Genomic DNA, 16,225 nt, shown 5'->3' with positions numbered 1-16,225 from the left:
GGTTAACCCTTGGATTTCGGCAACTGTCAAGCCCGAAACTATAACACGACTTTTGCAGAATTTGCAACCCGAAGGCAGCGATTCGTTAACCGTCGTGCAACAACACCTGCCAGAACCCCGGGAACCGCCACATCGGCATAATCCCGCTCGCCCTGCCCCGGTGCTGCCCGCGCCCCCTGCCCTGGCTTGCCGGCTCCCGCACCTGGGCGGAGAACCTGCAAACCGCATGATTCGCGGTTCCGGCTTCGCATCCGGGACAACCCGAACTGCGAAGGGGGCGAACTATAGCACGTTTGCACGGGCTGTCAAAACGCCGCAACAAAACCCTGGTTGGCGGCGGCTGCCCCGCCTTGCGCGGGGGGCCGCCGCGCGTGGACAGGGCCGCGCGCGCCTTGCGCACGGCCCCGGAGGACGCCCTTCTTTCTTATATATAGGCATGCGAACCACGGCTTGCATGGAGCCGGCCCGGCCCATGGCGGCGGGCTTGCGTCCCGGCGGCGGCCGGACCGTGGCCGCCATGTCCGCGCCTTACCAGGAACGCGACGGGCCGCATCGTTGGCGCGCCTGCCGCGCGGCGGCCTCGACCTTGACCCATGGCGGCGCGCCGATATCGCTGAGCATGTGTTCGTCCATTTTCATGACCTCGGCCAGAATGCGCGCCTGGCGGCGGCGTGCGATCCAGGCCCGCAGGCGAGCTCGCCACCCGGACGCGGGCTCGGCGCCGGCGCACAGCGTGCAGGGTGACAGGATGACGGGGGAGCAGGTGGTCTCAGCCATAGGAATCTCCGTGTACAGGTCTAGATGTTCAGGATATGCGTCCAAAGACCCATTGAAAATCGAATTGTTCCGCCCATGATGGTCAGTTATGCTTACCAGCATGAGCCGCCTGCCCCTGAATGTCCTGCCCGTGTTCCGCGTCGTCGCCGACCTGCAGAACCTGCGCGCGGCGGCGCTGCAGCTGCATTTGACGCACAGCGCCGTCAGCCAGCAGATCCGCACGCTGGAAACCCAGCTGGGCTTCGCCCTGTTCGATCGCCGTGCGCGCCGCCTGGTGCTCAATCCCGCCGGGCAGGCGCTGCTGCGCGCCACCGAGCCCGCCCTGGCGCTGCTGGACGAAGGCGTCCAGGCCGCCGCCGCAGCAGCGGCCGGCTCCGGACTGCGCCTGCGCATTTCGGTCCTGCCTTCGCTGGCACAGCTGTGGCTGCTGCCACGCATGGCGCGCTGGCATGCGCACCACCCGGACATCGCCCTGGAGATCGAAACCTCGCAGCAGGTCGTGGACCTGCACCGCGAGGGCTTTCACGCCGCCCTGCGCTTCGGGCGCGGGCCCTGGGCCGGCCAGCAGTCCGAGCCGCTGTTCGATACGCCCACGCGCATGATCCTGGTGGCGGCTCCGGCCACAGCGCGGCGCCTGGCGGGCGCGGACCCGCAGCGGCTGGCCCACGAGCCGCTGCTGGGAGAACAGGGGTTGTGGCAGGCGTGGTTCCAGGCGGCCGGCGTGCGCGCCACGATCAAGCCGGTCGCGCTGTTCAACGACGCCGGCATGCTGGCCCAGGCGGCCGAACAGAACCTGGGGCTGGCGCTGGTGCGCGAACTGCTGGCCGCCGATGCGCTGGCCGCGGGCCGCCTGGTGCGCCTGTCGCCGCTGGCCATCGCCGCCGAGCAGCGCCAAACCTTCCACCTGGTCTACCGGCCCGAACTGAGCGGCTGGCCGCCGCTGCAGGCCTTGCGCCAATGGCTGCACGACGAGCTGGCGCTGGCGCGCGCCACGCTGGCGCACGAGGCCGGCACGCCGCCACGGCGCCGGCGCGCCAGGCCAGCGGCGTAGAATCCTGCCCCTGACGGCCAGGCTGCCCGCGTACACGGCGGGCAGCCGCGCATGCGCCCACCCTCGCGCACGCGTACGCCCCCGGCCACCCGCCGACGCGCGTACGCCCGCCGCATTCGCCATGTTTTTCACCGGCCCGCCGCCCGCGCGGCAATGCCGCCGCGCACCCGCGCCGGCGGGCCATGCTTCAAGGAATCACCACGCCATGCAGGCCATCGCCCGCCTGAGCCGCTTCGTCGGCAATACCTTCGCCATCTGGGTGCTGCTGTTCGCAGCGCTTGCCTATTACTCGCCCGAGCACTTCAAGTGGCTGGGGCAATACATCGTTCCCCTGCTGGGCCTGATCATGTTCGGCATGGGCCTGACCCTGTCGAAAGACGACTTCCGCGAGGTGCTGCATCGCCCGCGCGACGTGCTGATCGGCGTGCTCGGCCAGTTCATCATCATGCCCTCGCTGGCCTGGCTGCTGACCGCCGTGCTGGATCTCCCGCCCGAAGTGGCGGTCGGCGTCATCCTGGTGGGCTGCTGCCCGGGCGGCACGGCTTCCAATGTCATGACGTTCCTGGCCCGCGGCGACGTCGCGTTGTCGGTGGCCATCACTTCGGTGACGACGCTGCTCGCGCCCATCGTCACGCCGGCCCTGATCTACCTGCTGGCCAGCCAATGGATCGAGGTCAGCGCCGCGGCCATGTTCTGGTCCATCGTGCAGGTGGTCATCCTGCCCATCGTGCTGGGAGTGCTGGCGCAGTACCTGCTGCGCGAGAAGGTCAAGGTGTGCGTGGACGCGCTGCCGCTGGTGTCGGTGGCCGCCATCGTGGCCATCGTGGCGGCGGTCGTGGCCGGCAACCAGGCCCGTATCGCCACCAGCGGATTGATGATTTTCGCCGTGGTCGTGCTGCACAACGGCCTGGGCCTGCTGATCGGCTATCTGCTGGGCAGGGCCTGCGGGCTGGGCGTGGCCAAGCGCAAGACGCTGTCGATCGAGGTGGGCATGCAGAACTCGGGACTGGGGGTGGCGCTGGCCACCGCGCACTTCTCGCCGCTGGCCGCCGTGCCCAGCGCGATCTTCAGCGTCTGGCACAACATTTCCGGCCCGCTGGCCGCGACGCTGCTGCGCCGCTTCAAGGACGACGAGGCGGACGCGCCGGCGCCGGCCACGTCGGCCGCGGCCGCGCGCTGACCCAGCCGGCTTGCCTGCGCGGGCCCCCTCATGGGGGCCCGCCGCACATTCAGGCCACGCGCCGGGCCGCCGGCGCCGCCAGCCGCATCGTGTCGGTTTCGTTGTAGCGCTGGTGCCAGGAGAAGGCCTCCTCCAGCAGATGGGGCGTTTGCCCGCCGCGCCTGCAGGCGCGCTCGAAGTAATCGCGCAGCGCATCGCGGTACGAGGGATGCACGCAATGGGCGATGATGGCGCGAGCGCGCTCGCGCGGCGCCAGGCCGCGCAGGTCCGCCAGCCCGCACTCGGTCACCAGGATATCGACGTCGTGCTCGTTGTGGTCCACATGCGAGACCATGGGCACCACGCTGGAAATATCGCCGTTCCTGGCCATGGACTTGGTCACGAATATGGACAGGTGCGCGTTGCGCGCAAAGTCCCCCGAACCGCCGATGCCGTTCATCATATGGGTGCCGCCCACATGGGTGGAGTTGACGTTGCCGTAGATGTCGAACTCCAGCGCCGTGTTGATGGCGATCACGCCCAGGCGGCGCACCAGCTCGGGCGCGTTGCTGATTTCCTGCGGGCGCAGCACGATGCGCTGGCGGTAGTGCTCGAGGTTGCCCAGGATGCGTTCGTACACCGGCAGCGAGACCGTGATGGACGAGGCCGAGGCGAAACTCAGCTTGCCCTGGTCCAGGAGTTCGATCGCGCTGTCCTGCAGCACTTCCGAGTACATGGTGAGCCCCTCGAATTCCGACTCGCCGAACCCGTGCAGCACGGCATTGGCGATCGTGCCGATGCCGGCCTGCAGGGGCAGCAGCGAGCGGCTCAGGCGCCCCTGGTTCACTTCCTGGCGCAGGAAGCCGACGATGTGGCCGGCGATGGCGCCGGTCTCCTCGTCGGGCGGCAAGGCGTTTGAGGGACTGTCCGGTTCGTTGGTGACGACGATGGTGGCGATCTTGTCGGGGTCCACCGCGATGCAGGGCGCGCCGATGCGCTGGTCGACCGACACCAGCGGCAGGGGCTGGCGGCCGGGCCGCGCGCCCGGGATCACGATGTCGTGCAGGCCTTCGATGGCCGCGGGCACGCCGAGATTGAGCTCGACGATGACCAGGCGGGCCTGCTCGACGAACGAGGCCGAGTTGCCGACCGACATGGTCGGCACGATGCCGCCGTCTTCGGTGATGGCAGCCGCCTCGACGATGGCGATGTCGATGGGGCCGATATGGCCGGCGCGCAACTGCTCGACGGTTTCGGACAAGTGCTGGTCGACAAAGGCGATCTCGCCCTGGTTGATCTTGCGCCGCAGCGTGGTGTCGACCTGGAACGGCATGCGGCGCGCCAGAACGCCGGCCTGCGCCAGCAGCTTGTCGGTGTCATGCCCCAGCGAGGCGCCGGTCAGCAGCGTGATGCGCAGCGGCTCGGCGGCGGCTCTTTCGGCCAGCGCCGCCGGCACCGATTTGCAGTCGCCCGCGCGCGTGAACCCGCTCATGCCGACGGTCATGCCGTCGTGGACCAGCCGGGCCGCTTCCTGGGGGGAAGCCAACCGGGCGCGCAGGCCGGGATGGCGAATACGTTCGAGATGCATGCTGTCTCCAGACATCAATGGTGGCCACGGCGCGCAGTCCGGGTGGGATTGCGTCGCGCCTCCTGTGCCCGGGCGCCGTCTGCCGCGGCGTTTTCCGTCAAAACGTCCACCGGATGGCCGGTGCGACCAAATTTTTCCGCAGTATAGGCAGCCCGCGGCAAATCTCGTAATGACTTAAAATCATCCAATCGATTCGTTTTTTTCATCGTTTGCGAGTTTCCGCCCATGGACGTGCGCGCCTTGCGCTACTTCGTCGAGACGGTGCGCACGGCCAGCTTCACGCAGGCAGCGCGCGCGCTGTTCGTGACCCAGTCGACAGTCAGCAAGATGATCTGCCAGCTGGAGGATGAAGTCGGCACGCCGCTGCTGATCCGCGACGGGCACACGGCCCGCCCCACCGATACCGGCCGCATCGTCTACGAACGCGGCCTGCACATCCTGGGCGCCATGCGCCAGCTGGACGCGGAGGTGCGCGAAGCGGTCGACCTGCAGCGCGGCGAGCTGGAGGTCGGCATCCCGCCGATGATCAACCTGCTGTTCACGCCGGTCGTCAAGCGCTTTCGCGAACGCCATCCGCATATTCGCCTGAGCCTGCGCGAGGACACCGGCCAGGCGGTCGAGCGGCTGGTGGCCGCCGGCGAACTGGAGGTAGGCGCCACCGTCCTGCCGATACAGGACCCCGGCCCGCTGCAGGCCACCCGGTTCGGCAGCTATGCGCTATGGGTGATCGGCCCGCCGGCGGCCGCCTGGGCAGGCAAGACCGCCCTGCCGCTGACGGCGCTGCGCGACCTGCCGCTGCTGCTGCCCACCGACGATTTCGCGCTGACCCGCCGCCTGCGCCAGGCCTGCGCACAGGCCGGCTTTGCGCCGCGCATCGCGGCGCAGAGCGCGCACTGGGACTTCCTGGCCGCGATGGCCTCGGCCGACCTGGGCGTGGCGCTGCTGCCCGAACCGCTGGTACAGCGCCTGAAGACGCGCGGGCTGAGCACGGCTCGCCTGGCCAAGGCCGGCCTGCAATGGGAAATCGGCCATATCCGCGTGCGCGACCGCTATCTGTCCCACACAGCGCGCGCCTGGCTGGAAGTGGCCACCGAGGTACTGGGAAACGGCCAGCCCGCCCGCAAGCCGTCCCGCTGATACGCCGCGCAACCAGCGCTTGCGAGCGGTCGCAGCCGCCGGCCGCCAAGCGCGTAAACTGCCCTTCTCCGGTGATCCTGGAAAACCCTCGTTTCACCTGCCGCCGGCGGGGACGATGCGTCCCCAACGACGGCAGTAACGGCCATGACCATGAATCCGTCATTTCCCTCGCGCCGCCTGGCGCCGCGCACCTTGCTGGCCATGCTGCTGCTGGCCCTGGCGACGCTGTTTGCCGCGATGCCGGCCGGCGCCCAACCCCCTAGCCCGGCCGACGCCGACGCCATCCTCACCCAGGCGCGCAAGCAGGTCGATGACATCCGCAAGCAGCTCGACGACAAGGCCGACGATCCCCAACTGGTCAAGAACCGCTCGGACGTGCTGGACATCCAGGCCAAGGCGGACGCGCTGGCCGAAACGCTGAGCCCGCAACTGGCCAGCGTTTCGGCCCGGCTGAGCGAGCTGGGGGCCGTGGCCGAAGGCGCCAAGGAAGCCCTCGACGTGGCCCAGCAACGGACCCAATTGGAAAAGTCGCACCGCAACCTGGACGCGCAGATCAAGCTGGCGCGCCTGCTGTCGGTCGAAGCCGGCCAGACGGCCGAGCAGATTTCGGCGCTGCGGCGCAATCAATTCCAGGTGCGGCTGGGCGAACGGCGCGACTCGGTCGTCTCGAGCGATTTCTGGACCGAATGGCGCGCCGAGATCCCGCGCGACCTGACGCGCCTGGCGGCGCTGCGCGACGAACTGGCCGAAGCGGCCGTGCAGACGCCGGCCTGGATCTGGGACGTACTGCTGGTCGGCATGGCCGCGGTGGTGGCGCTGCGCGCCTGGATCGGCCGGGTCATCCTGCAGCTGACCGCCACCAAGTTGCCGCCGGGCCGTCTGCGCCGCTCTTTCCTGGCCCTGACCATCGTCCTGATGTGGGTGGCCACGCCCGGGCTCATCGCGCAATTGCTGCGCATGGGCGTTTCATGGAACGCCAGCCTGTCGGACAGTACCGAGACCTTGCTGTCTAACCTGGTCGCCACCGTATGCTTCGGCGGCTACGTGGGCGGGCTGGGCCAGGCGCTGCTGTCGACGGTGCGCCCGACCTGGCGGCTGCCGCCGATTCCCGACCAGGTTGCGCGCGCCCTGGGCTGGGTGCCGCCGACGCTGGGCCTGCTGGTGGTGGCGATCTGGCTGGCCGAGCGCCTGCCGGTGCTGCTGAACTCCAGCCTGACCAGCACGATCACGCTGGGCGTGGTGATGGCCGCCGTGCTGGGACTGGTGCTGCTGGCGGCGCTAGCCCGCGCCGAGCGCGTGCGCCGCCAGCTTGCGCTGGAGAGCGAGGACAATCGCGCCCCGCCGCGGCCATTCTGGCTGGCGGTGCTCAACACCACGCTGTGGTCGGTGCTCTGTACCGGCCTGCTCACGCTGGTCATCGGCTATGCCGCATTCGGCACATTCCTCATCAAGCAGGCCATGTGGACGCTGGTCGTGCTGTGCTCGACCTATCTGCTGGTCGTGCTGATCGACGACGGTTTCAGCACCCTGCTGGGCTCGAACCGCGACAGCGATGCCGGCGCCCAGTTGCGCCTGCGCACGCAGGCGGCGGTGCTGCTGTCGGGGGCTTGCCGCGTGGCGGTCATGCTGGCCGCGGTGGTGCTGCTGCTGTCGCCCTTCGGCGAGGGCCCGATGGACCTGGTGCACCGTCTGGACCAGGTGCACAAGGGGCTGCAGATCGGCGAGGTGCAGATCCGGCCCGCCGCGCTGCTGCAGGCCCTGCTGGTCCTGGCGCTCAGCCTGCTGATCGTGCGGCTGCTCAAGCGCTGGCTGACCACCCGCTACCTGCCGACCACCGAACTCGATCCGGGCATGCAGATTTCCGCGGCCACGCTGTTCGGCTATGCCGGCGTGGTGACCGCCGCCGCGCTGGGCCTGTCCGCGCTCGGCCTGGGGCTGGAACGCGTGGCGTGGATCGCCAGCGCGCTGTCGGTGGGCATCGGTTTCGGCCTGCAGGCGGTGGTGCAGAATTTCGTTTCGGGCCTGATCCTGCTGGCGGAGCGGCCGGTGAAAGTGGGCGACTGGGTCTCGCTGGACGGCGTCGAGGGCGACATCCTGCGCATCAACGTACGCGCCACCGAAATCCAGATGGGAGACCGCTCCACGGTCATCGTGCCCAATTCGGAGTTCATCACCAAGACGGTGCGCAACGTCACGCATGCCAATCCGCTGGGGCTGGTTCAGATCAGGCTGCCGATGCCGCTGTCGGTCGACGCCGAACAGGTGCGCACCCTGATGCTGGAGATTTTCGAGGCGCACGGCGATATCCTCGACAATCCCGCCGCCGCGGTCTACCTGGACGGCATCGAGGCCGGCCACCTGATCTTCAACGCCAAGGGCTATGTGAGCTCGCCGCGCTCGGCCTATACCGTGCGCAGCGATCTGTGGTTCCGCGTCCTGAAGCAACTGGCCGAGGCCGGCCTGGACATGGCGCCGCCCAGCACGATGCTGTTGCGCGAGCCCCAGGCGCCGCTGGCGCCGGACGCGCCGGCCGCCATGGCCAGCGCGCCGCCGCAGCCGCGCTGAAACGGGCGGGCGATCAGCCCGGCGTATACAGATCGTCGATGCGGGCGCGCGCCGCGGCCGCGTTGACCGGCACCTGGCGGCGCACCGACGGCACGACGGCCACCGGCGTGAGATCCGAACACAGCCCCTGCGCCGACAGCGCGGCGCGGGTGGCATCGTCGGTCTGGCACAGCATGTCTATCGCGGCGGTCTCCAGCTTGCGCGCCTTCGAGTCATCCTTGGTCGAGGCGGCCGCTTGCATGGTGCGTTCGAAGTTGCGCCGCAGACTGCAATTCTGGTCTTCCACCGGCACCGCGAAATTCATGCCGAACCCCAGCACCGCGCCTCCGGCCCCGCCCGACACCATGCAACTGTCGGTCGAGAACGAACCGTAGAAGGCTGCCGCACCCACCGCGGGCACCGTCTTCAGGGAACTGGAGCCGCTGTTGTCCGAGTTGAATGTCACACCCTGGCTATTGCCCGCGGCGTTCACGCCCGCCGAAGCGCTGGTCGACGACGTGGCGTTGCTGGTGCTGGTCTGCGCGGCGGCGCCGAACGAGGCCAGCGACAGCGAAAGTACGACTAGCATGGTCTTCATGATGCCCCCTTGTACCGGACGGCCGGAACCGTCCGGCGTTCTGGGTTGACGTGTTTCAGCGATGCCCGTAGCCGCCGATCCGGCCGATCTGGAACATCTGGAACTTGCCCTTGGCGATCGCTTCGGTATTGCTCTCGGCGAAGGCGCCGGCGCCGTTGACGATGACGTCGCCGATCTGCGCGGGCGCATTGCCGCCGGTCATGCCAAAACCGTTGGTCTTCGAGTATTGCGACGTATCGGTCCATACCTCGACCCCGTCGCGATGGATGGCGCCGCCCATGCTGGCGTAGCCGCTGGTTTCGCCGCTGGCGAATTGCTTGGAAAAGCCGGTGCCCATGACCTGGCTGGCGGCCGCCGCGCTGCCGTTGGAGATCGATTCCACCGATCCCTTGACCGAGCCGCCATAGGCGCCGACGCCGCTGCTGCTGTGACTGCCGCCGGCCAGGGCCGGACCAACCAGCGCGGCGGATGCCGCCAACGCCGCCAAAGTTGCGATCTTCTTCATTTCAGGGTTCCTCCGATTCCGTAAAGCGACGGAACACGCTCGCCGATTTCCGACCGGCAGGCGGACCGCCGCCTGGCTCCCCTTTGTTTTGTGCAACAGAACTCAAGCGCCGGTGAGGCAATGATTGCCGCGCGCCCAGCCTGCCGGAATCCGGCAAAAGACCGATCGGGGCGTTTGCATGAGTTTTGGCGGAGCGGCCCTGCCCCGTGCGAACTAAGCCGCAAGCGGACACGACGGTGCCCCCGCGCCGTTTGCACGATCGCAGGCGCATGAGCACCGCCGTGCGGCTTCATGCTTATGGCGTGGAACGCTGCGCGGCTCCAGCCGTTTTGCGCTCATGCCTAAGCGCGATCATCCCAACGGCCCGACTTTCGCAGTGCTGCGATCAATGCCACATGGTCCACAGCGCGCCGCTGGCCGGCACCAGCAGGCCCAGCCCGGCGGCCACCAGCAACACGAAGACCAGGCGCTTGACCGTGTGGATGGAGCGCGCCGATGCGTAGCGGCGCACCAGCCAGGTGAGCGCGACCACGACCGGGAATGCCTCCAGGCTGAGCCAGAAGGTGATGGTGTGCAGACTGCCCTGCGCGCCGACCAGGGCCAGCCGCGTCATGGCATTGCACGAGAACAGGATCAGCAGGCTGTTGCGTATGGTGGCCAGCGGCAACGGCTGGCGGTACAGGTGATACACCATCGGAGGGCCGGCGCTGGAGAACAGCCCGCCCAGCACGCCCGACACCACGCCGAAGCCCACGAAGCTGCGCCGCGACGAGACGCGCGCCAGCGGCCGCGCGCGCGCCACCAGCTGGATCGCGCACGCCAGGATGGTCAGCCCCAGCAGCCACTGCAGCAGCACGGCGGCGCTGCCGGAGATCCAGTCGAGCATGAAGACGCCGAGCGCGACGCCGGCCAGGCTGCTGACCAGGGCCGGCCGCACCAGCGTCCAGTCGACCTGCGGCCGCGCGCGGCCGATGACCACCAGCGCGTTGACCAGGGTAAGAATGCTCACCGTATTGGCCATGTCCGGCAAGGGCGCGACGGCCAGCAGGCCGGTCAGCCCCAGCAGCACCAGCCCGAAGGCAAAGCCCGTCATGGTTTGCGCGTAAGTGGCCAGCGCGACGCAGGCCAGGAACAACACGTGCTGCAGGATGCTCATGATTCAGCGGCCGGCCCGCGCCATGCGCGCGGCGGCGTCCAGCCGCCCCGCATAAAGGTTGAGGGCCAGCCCGCCCAGCACCAGCGCGGCCGCGGACAGCTTCCAGCCGGGCAGGCTTTCATCCAGCAGCAGCGTCGAGGCCAGCATGCCGAACACCGGCACCAGCAGCGCCATGGGCGCGACGGTCGTGGCGGGATGGCGGGCAAGCAGCCAGTTCCAGGCGCCGAAGCCGAATACGGTATTGCCCACGGCCTGCCACAGCACCGCCGTCCAGGCCGCCGGCGAGGCATGGGTCACGGCCTGGGCGATGGCAGCAGGCCCCTCGGCCAAAAGGCTGATGAGCAGGATGGGGGGCACGGCGAACAGGCTGCTCCAGGCGATGAACCCCACCATGTTGACCCGCCCCGCCGTGCGCGCCACCATGTTGGCGCAGGCCCAGCTCAATCCGGCGAGCAGCACCAGGCCCACGCCCAGCAAGGTGATGGCCGCGCCGGGATCGGCAACGCTGTACCATGCCACCACCGCATAGCCGGCCACCGCCAGCGCCAGGGCCAGCGCCTGCCACAGGCGCATGCGCTCGCCCGTGAATGCCATGGACATCAGGATGGTGAAGAAGACCTGGGACTGGACCAGCAGGGAGGCCATCCCCGGCGTGATGTCGCGCTGCATCGCCCAGTACAGGACGCCGAACTGCCCCACGCCCAGCAGGACGCCGAAGGCAGCCAGCCGGCTCCAGGGCACCGCGGGGCGGCGAAACAGCAGGACCCAGGGCAGCACCGACAGCAGAAAGCGCAGGGCCGCGAACAGGAACGGCGGAAAATCCGCCAGCGCCCACTTGATGACGACGAAGTTCGTGCCCCAGATGAAAACCACCGATAACGCCAACAACAAATGGGACAGAGGCATGATGCGCGGTCAGGGGCGCGGCGCGCCCGCACTGGACTGGATGCAGGGAATAGGGAGGATGGGAAGAATCAGTCGGGCACCGGCTGGCTGGCCTGTTCGCCCACCACCGTGGTCCATGGACGCACGCGCCAATGGGTTACCAGTCCTTCGCGCACGTACGGGTCGGCGGCCGCGAACGCTTCGGCGGCGGCCGGCGTATCGCCGGTGAACAACAGCACGGCGCCGTCGATGGGGTCGGCCAGCGCGCCGGCCAGCACCAGTTCGCCACGTTGCGCCGCGGCGCGGGCCAGCGCCAGGTGCTCGGCCCGGTACTGCGCGCGGCGCGCCGGGTAGTCCGGGATCACATCGTAGAAAAGCAGGTAATGCATGACGCGCCTCCTTGGGCTCGCGGTCGAACCTGCATCATACGCCCAGCCTCCCGCGCGGGCGCCGGCGCAGGCACTTTTGCGTCATACTGCCGCGATGCCGCCAGGCCGGCGGCCCAACCAAGGGGAGACGCTTCAATGATTCAGGAAATTGCCAGCATCCTGGTGCAACCCGGCCGCGAGGCCGATTTCGAAGCAGGCGTGGCGCAGGCCAGGCCGCTGTTCATGCGCGCGCGTGGCTGCCACGGCGTGGCGCTGCACCGCTCGATCGAGGCGCCGCAGCGCTACACCCTGGTGGTGGACTGGGAGACGGTGGACAACCATATGGTGGATTTCCGCCAATCGGCCGATTCCCAGGAATGGCGCAAGCTGGTGGGCGAGTGCTTTGCCGAGCCGCCCCAGGTCCACCACGAGCAGAAGGTGCTGTAGGCCCGCTCAGCGCCCGCTTTCGTCGTTGTACTTGCGGGCGCTGCCGCGAAAGCGCTCGGCCGGATACTTGAGCGCGTTCTTGCGCATCTTGGCGGCCACGGCGGCGGGGATGTCCAGCCCAAGCTGATCGGCCAGCGCAACCAGGTACAGCTGCACGTCGGCGATTTCGTCGGCGGCCGCCTGGCGCTGCGACGGCGTCAGCTCGCGCGAGCCGGCCTCGGTCAGCCACTGGAAGACGGCGACCAGCTCGCCGGCCTCGCCGGCCAGCGCCATGGCCAGGTTCTTGGGCGAATGGAACGGCTCCCACTGGCGCTCGGCGGCAAAGCCGCGCACGGCGTCGCGAATGGCGTCGAACTCGCCCGCCGAAGCGCCCGGGGTATCGCTTGCCGCCATGGCGCCCGCCCCTCAGCCCTGCGCCGCCAGCCGCGCACGCGCAGCCAACGCCACGGCCACGGTGGTGCGCACGTCGGCCAGGGCCCGGTGGGTCGGCTCGGACGCGCCGAGATGGCGGGCCAGCACGTTCAGCTTGTGCGACGGCAGCTCGGGCCAGGCCTGGCGCGCCAGCATCAGCGTGCAATGGGTCTGCGCCTCGAACGGCAGGCCGGTGCGATCGGCCGCGGCCTGCAGGAAGCGGCGATCGAACGAAGCGTTATGGAAAAACAGCGGCCCGCCCTCGATGAAGTCGAGGAAGTCGCCGAACGCCTGCCGCACCGGCACGCCATCGCGCTCGACTTCGGCCTGGGTGATGCCGGTCAGGCGCGAAATGAACGGCGGCACCCTGCCGTCGGTGCGCACCACCTGGGTGAACTCGCGCTCGATCTGCCCGCATGCGCTGACGCGCACGGCGGCGAATTCGAGGATTTCGCACGTGGCAACGGACAGCCCGGTGGTTTCCAGGTCGGCCACCACGAACGGCCCATCCAGCGCCCGCAAGCCGTCGCGCGCGGCGCTGGCGCGGCCGGCCGCGGCGCCAGCGCGCAGGGTCTGCCCATAGGGATGGGGCGTGGTGTAGCGACGGAAATAGGCCATATTGATACCAAAACAACAATAAAAACAACGCCCTGCGGGTCCAACGGGCATTCTACGCCGGGATAGGCCCCGATGTGCTGCCAGGCAAGTCTTATATAAGATATAAGACATTTGCGGCATTGCCCCTATCCCTCTACAATCCCGGCTACAACCCTTGTTCCAACCCGACTATTACGCAGGCCATCCATGCTGGAAACGTACCGTCAACACGTCGCCGACCGTGCAGCCCTGGGCATTCCGCCGCTGCCGCTGTCCGCGCAACAAACCGCTGACCTGATCGAGCTGCTGAAAAACCCGCCGGATGGCGAGGCGCAGAATCTGCTGGAGCTGCTGACCTACCGCGTGCCCGCCGGCGTGGACGACGCCGCCAAGGTCAAGGCCTCGTACCTGGCCGCCGTGGCCTTCGGCACCGAATCGTGTGCCCTGATCGACCGCGCCAAGGCGACCGAACTGCTGGGCACGATGCTCGGCGGCTACAACATCGGCCCGCTGGTGCAACTGCTGGACGACGCCGAGGTCGGCACCATCGCCGCAGACGCGCTGAAGAAGACCCTGCTGATGTTCGACGCCTTCCACGACGTCAAGGAGAAGGCGGACAAGGGCAACGCCAACGCCAAGTCGGTGCTGCAGAGCTGGGCCGATGCCGAATGGTTCACCAGCCGTCCGGAAGTGCCGCAAAGCCTGACCGTCACGGTCTTCAAGGTACCCGGCGAAACCAACACGGACGACCTGTCGCCCGCCCCCGACGCCACCACGCGCCCCGATATCCCGATGCACGCCCTGGCGATGCTGAAGAACAAGCGCGACGGCGCGGCGTTCGAGCCCGAGGAAGACGGCAAGCGCGGTCCCGTGCAGTTCATCGAATCGCTGAAGGAAAAAGGCCACCTGGTCGCCTACGTCGGCGACGTGGTCGGCACCGGCTCATCGCGCAAATCGGCCACCAACTCGGTGCTCTGGTTCACCGGCGAAGATATCCCGTTCGTGCCCAACAAGCGCTTCGGCGGCGTCTGCCTGGGTAGCAAGATCGCGCCCATCTTCTACAACACGATGGAAGACGCCGGCGCCCTGCCGATCGAGCTGGACGTCTCGAAAATGGAAATGGGCGACGTGGTGGAACTGCGCCCGTACGACGGCAAGGCCATCAAGAATGGCGAGACCATCGCCGAGTTCACGGTCAAGTCGGACGTGCTGTTCGACGAAGTGCGCGCCGGTGGCCGCATTCCGCTGATCATCGGCCGCGGCCTGACCGCCAAGGCGCGGGAGGCCCTGGGCCTGCCGCCCTCCACCCTGTTCCGCCTGCCCAACAACCCGGCCGACACCGGCAAGGGCTACACGCTGGCCCAGAAGATGGTCGGCCGCGCCTGCGGCCTGCCGGAAGGCCAGGGCATCCGCCCGGGCACCTATTGCGAGCCGAAGATGACCTCGGTGGGCAGCCAGGACACCACCGGCCCGATGACCCGCGACGAGCTGAAGGACCTGGCCTGCCTGGGCTTCTCGGCCGACCTGGTGATGCAGTCGTTCTGCCATACCGCCGCCTATCCCAAGCCGGTGGACGTCAAGACGCACCACACCCTGCCGCAGTTCATCAGCACGCGCGGCGGCATTTCGCTGCGCCCCGGCGACGGCGTCATCCACTCGTGGCTGAACCGCATGCTGCTGCCCGACACGGTCGGCACCGGCGGCGACTCGCACACGCGCTTCCCGATCGGCATTTCGTTCCCCGCCGGCTCGGGCCTGGTGGCCTTCGCCGCGGCGACCGGCGTGATGCCGCTGGACATGCCGGAATCGGTGCTGGTGCGCTTCAAGGGCAAGATGCAACCCGGCGTCACGCTGCGCGACCTGGTCAATGCGATCCCGCTGTATGCCATCAAGCAAGGCCTGCTGACCGTGGCCAAGCAAGGCAAGAAGAACATCTTCTCGGGCCGCATCCTGGAAATCGAAGGCCTGCCCGACCTGAAGGTCGAGCAAGCCTTCGAGCTGTCCGACGCCTCGGCCGAACGCTCGGCCGCCGGCTGCTCGGTGCGCCTGCACAAAGAGCCGATCATCGAGTACATCAACAGCAACATCGTGATGCTGAAGTGGATGATCGCCAACGGCTATGAAGACGAACGCTCGCTGGGCCGCCGCATCAAGGCCATGGAAGCCTGGCTGGCCGATCCCAAGCTGCTGGAGCCGGACGCCGACGCCGACTACGCCGCCGTGATCGAGATCGACCTGGCCGACATCCACGAGCCCATCGTGGCCTGCCCGAACGACCCCGACGACGTCAAGACGCTGTCGGATGTCGCCGGCGCCAAGATCGACGAAGTGTTCATCGGCAGCTGCATGACCAACATCGGCCATTTCCGCGCGGCGTCCAAGCTGCTGGAAGGCAAGCGCGACATTCCGGTCAAGCTGTGGGTGGCGCCGCCGACCAAGATGGACGCGCAGCAGCTCACCGAGGAAGGCCACTACGGCGTCTTCGGCACGGCCGGCGCGCGCACCGAAATGCCGGGCTGCTCGCTGTGCATGGGCAACCAGGCGCAAGTGCGCGAGGGCGCGACGGTCATGTCCACCAGCACGCGCAACTTCCCCAACCGCCTGGGCAAGAACACCAACGTGTACCTGGGCTCGGCGGAACTGGCGGCGATCTGCTCGCGCCTGGGCCGTATCCCGACCCGCGAGGAGTACATGGCCGATATGGGCGTCATCAACAAGAGCGGCGACCAGATCTACCAGTACCTGAACTTCGACCGCATCCCCGACTACAAGGATGTGGCCGACGTGATCGAGGTCTGAGCCGGTCTTCGGCCATGACAAAGGGCCCGCCGCAAGGCGGGCCTTTCTTTTTGCTGTACGCGCTTGCAGCCCTGAAGACCCAGGCCCCCTTGGGGGCTGCATGCCCGCGTTTTCGTGCAGACCGCGCATGAAACATTTCAAAAAGATTGCAACCGACGCCCAATAAACAGAATCATATTCTTGCAGGCAAGACGGGTTTGGAG

Annotated in this window: 15 protein-coding genes; 6 read left to right on the top strand and 9 right to left on the bottom strand. The window is 68.2% G+C overall.

Annotation, left to right across the window (positions count from 1 at the left end):
• Positions 1-528: 528 nt before the first annotated feature.
• The gene (locus tag LK409_RS10130; protein WP_041937210.1) at positions 529-777 is read right to left on the bottom strand and encodes a DUF1127 domain-containing protein; all 249 of its coding nucleotides are present in this window, start codon (positions 775-777) and stop codon (positions 529-531) included.
• An 88-nt stretch (positions 778-865) separates the two neighbouring features.
• On the opposite strand from LK409_RS10130, the gene LK409_RS10125 reads away from it, so the two are divergent.
• The gene (locus LK409_RS10125) at positions 866-1,828 is read left to right on the top strand and encodes a LysR substrate-binding domain-containing protein (protein WP_010928532.1); all 963 of its coding nucleotides are present in this window, start codon (positions 866-868) and stop codon (positions 1,826-1,828) included.
• 205 nt (positions 1,829-2,033) lie between these two features.
• The gene (locus LK409_RS10120) at positions 2,034-3,008 is read left to right on the top strand and encodes a bile acid:sodium symporter family protein (protein ID WP_042144000.1); all 975 of its coding nucleotides are present in this window, start codon (positions 2,034-2,036) and stop codon (positions 3,006-3,008) included.
• Positions 3,009-3,057: 49 nt separating this feature from the next.
• Here LK409_RS10120 and LK409_RS10115 read toward each other — a convergent pair whose 3' ends face one another.
• Positions 3,058-4,575 (bottom strand): acetyl-CoA hydrolase/transferase family protein, encoded by a 1,518-nt coding sequence (locus LK409_RS10115; protein ID WP_010928531.1) that lies wholly within the window; start codon positions 4,573-4,575, stop codon positions 3,058-3,060.
• Between the two features lie 225 nt (positions 4,576-4,800).
• Here LK409_RS10115 and LK409_RS10110 point away from each other — a divergent pair, with 225 nt between their 5' ends.
• Both LK409_RS10110 and LK409_RS10105 read left to right on the top strand, forming a co-directional pair.
• Positions 4,801-5,712, top strand: coding sequence for a LysR family transcriptional regulator (locus tag LK409_RS10110; RefSeq protein WP_010928530.1), 912 nt, complete (start codon positions 4,801-4,803; stop codon positions 5,710-5,712).
• Positions 5,713-5,856: 144 nt separating this feature from the next.
• On the top strand, positions 5,857-8,277 hold the full coding sequence (locus tag LK409_RS10105; protein ID WP_010928529.1) for a DUF3772 domain-containing protein: 2,421 nt from the start codon (positions 5,857-5,859) through the stop codon (positions 8,275-8,277).
• Positions 8,278-8,290: 13 nt separating this feature from the next.
• Here LK409_RS10105 and LK409_RS10100 read toward each other — a convergent pair whose 3' ends face one another.
• The 5 genes from LK409_RS10100 to LK409_RS10080 form a co-directional block, all read right to left on the bottom strand.
• Positions 8,291-8,854, bottom strand: a complete 564-nt coding sequence (locus LK409_RS10100; RefSeq protein WP_003810214.1) for a hypothetical protein — start codon at positions 8,852-8,854, stop codon at positions 8,291-8,293.
• A gap of 55 nt (positions 8,855-8,909) precedes the next feature.
• Positions 8,910-9,359, bottom strand: coding sequence for a hypothetical protein (locus LK409_RS10095; protein ID WP_003810211.1), 450 nt, complete (start codon positions 9,357-9,359; stop codon positions 8,910-8,912).
• Positions 9,360-9,744: 385 nt separating this feature from the next.
• The gene (locus tag LK409_RS10090; RefSeq protein ID WP_003810210.1) at positions 9,745-10,515 is read right to left on the bottom strand and encodes a TSUP family transporter; all 771 of its coding nucleotides are present in this window, start codon (positions 10,513-10,515) and stop codon (positions 9,745-9,747) included.
• Between the two features lie 3 nt (positions 10,516-10,518).
• Positions 10,519-11,421 (bottom strand): EamA family transporter, encoded by a 903-nt coding sequence (locus LK409_RS10085; protein ID WP_003810209.1) that lies wholly within the window; start codon positions 11,419-11,421, stop codon positions 10,519-10,521.
• A gap of 68 nt (positions 11,422-11,489) precedes the next feature.
• On the bottom strand, positions 11,490-11,789 hold the full coding sequence (locus LK409_RS10080) for a YciI-like protein (protein ID WP_003810208.1): 300 nt from the start codon (positions 11,787-11,789) through the stop codon (positions 11,490-11,492).
• 135 nt (positions 11,790-11,924) lie between these two features.
• Here LK409_RS10080 and LK409_RS10075 point away from each other — a divergent pair, with 135 nt between their 5' ends.
• Positions 11,925-12,215, top strand: a complete 291-nt coding sequence (locus tag LK409_RS10075) for an antibiotic biosynthesis monooxygenase family protein (protein ID WP_010928528.1) — start codon at positions 11,925-11,927, stop codon at positions 12,213-12,215.
• A gap of 6 nt (positions 12,216-12,221) precedes the next feature.
• Here the strand turns inward: LK409_RS10075 and LK409_RS10070 are convergent, their stop codons facing one another.
• Both LK409_RS10070 and LK409_RS10065 read right to left on the bottom strand, forming a co-directional pair.
• Positions 12,222-12,608: a nucleotide pyrophosphohydrolase gene (locus LK409_RS10070; protein WP_003810206.1), complete on the bottom strand. Its 387-nt coding sequence runs from the start codon at positions 12,606-12,608 to the stop codon at positions 12,222-12,224.
• 12 nt (positions 12,609-12,620) lie between these two features.
• Complete coding sequence (locus tag LK409_RS10065; protein WP_003810205.1) at positions 12,621-13,364, bottom strand: 3'-5' exonuclease; 744 nt, start codon at positions 13,362-13,364, stop codon at positions 12,621-12,623.
• Positions 13,365-13,430: 66 nt separating this feature from the next.
• Between LK409_RS10065 and acnB the strand changes: the two genes are divergently transcribed.
• The gene (acnB, locus tag LK409_RS10060; RefSeq protein ID WP_003810204.1) at positions 13,431-16,022 is read left to right on the top strand and encodes a bifunctional aconitate hydratase 2/2-methylisocitrate dehydratase; all 2,592 of its coding nucleotides are present in this window, start codon (positions 13,431-13,433) and stop codon (positions 16,020-16,022) included.
• Positions 16,023-16,225: the final 203 nt, after the last annotated feature.

Source organism: Bordetella parapertussis (genome assembly GCF_020735925.1).
In the GTDB taxonomy this organism is placed as follows: Bacteria; Pseudomonadota; Gammaproteobacteria; order Burkholderiales; family Burkholderiaceae_B; genus Bordetella; species Bordetella pertussis.
This window is presented reverse-complemented; position numbering and strand designations above follow the sequence as displayed.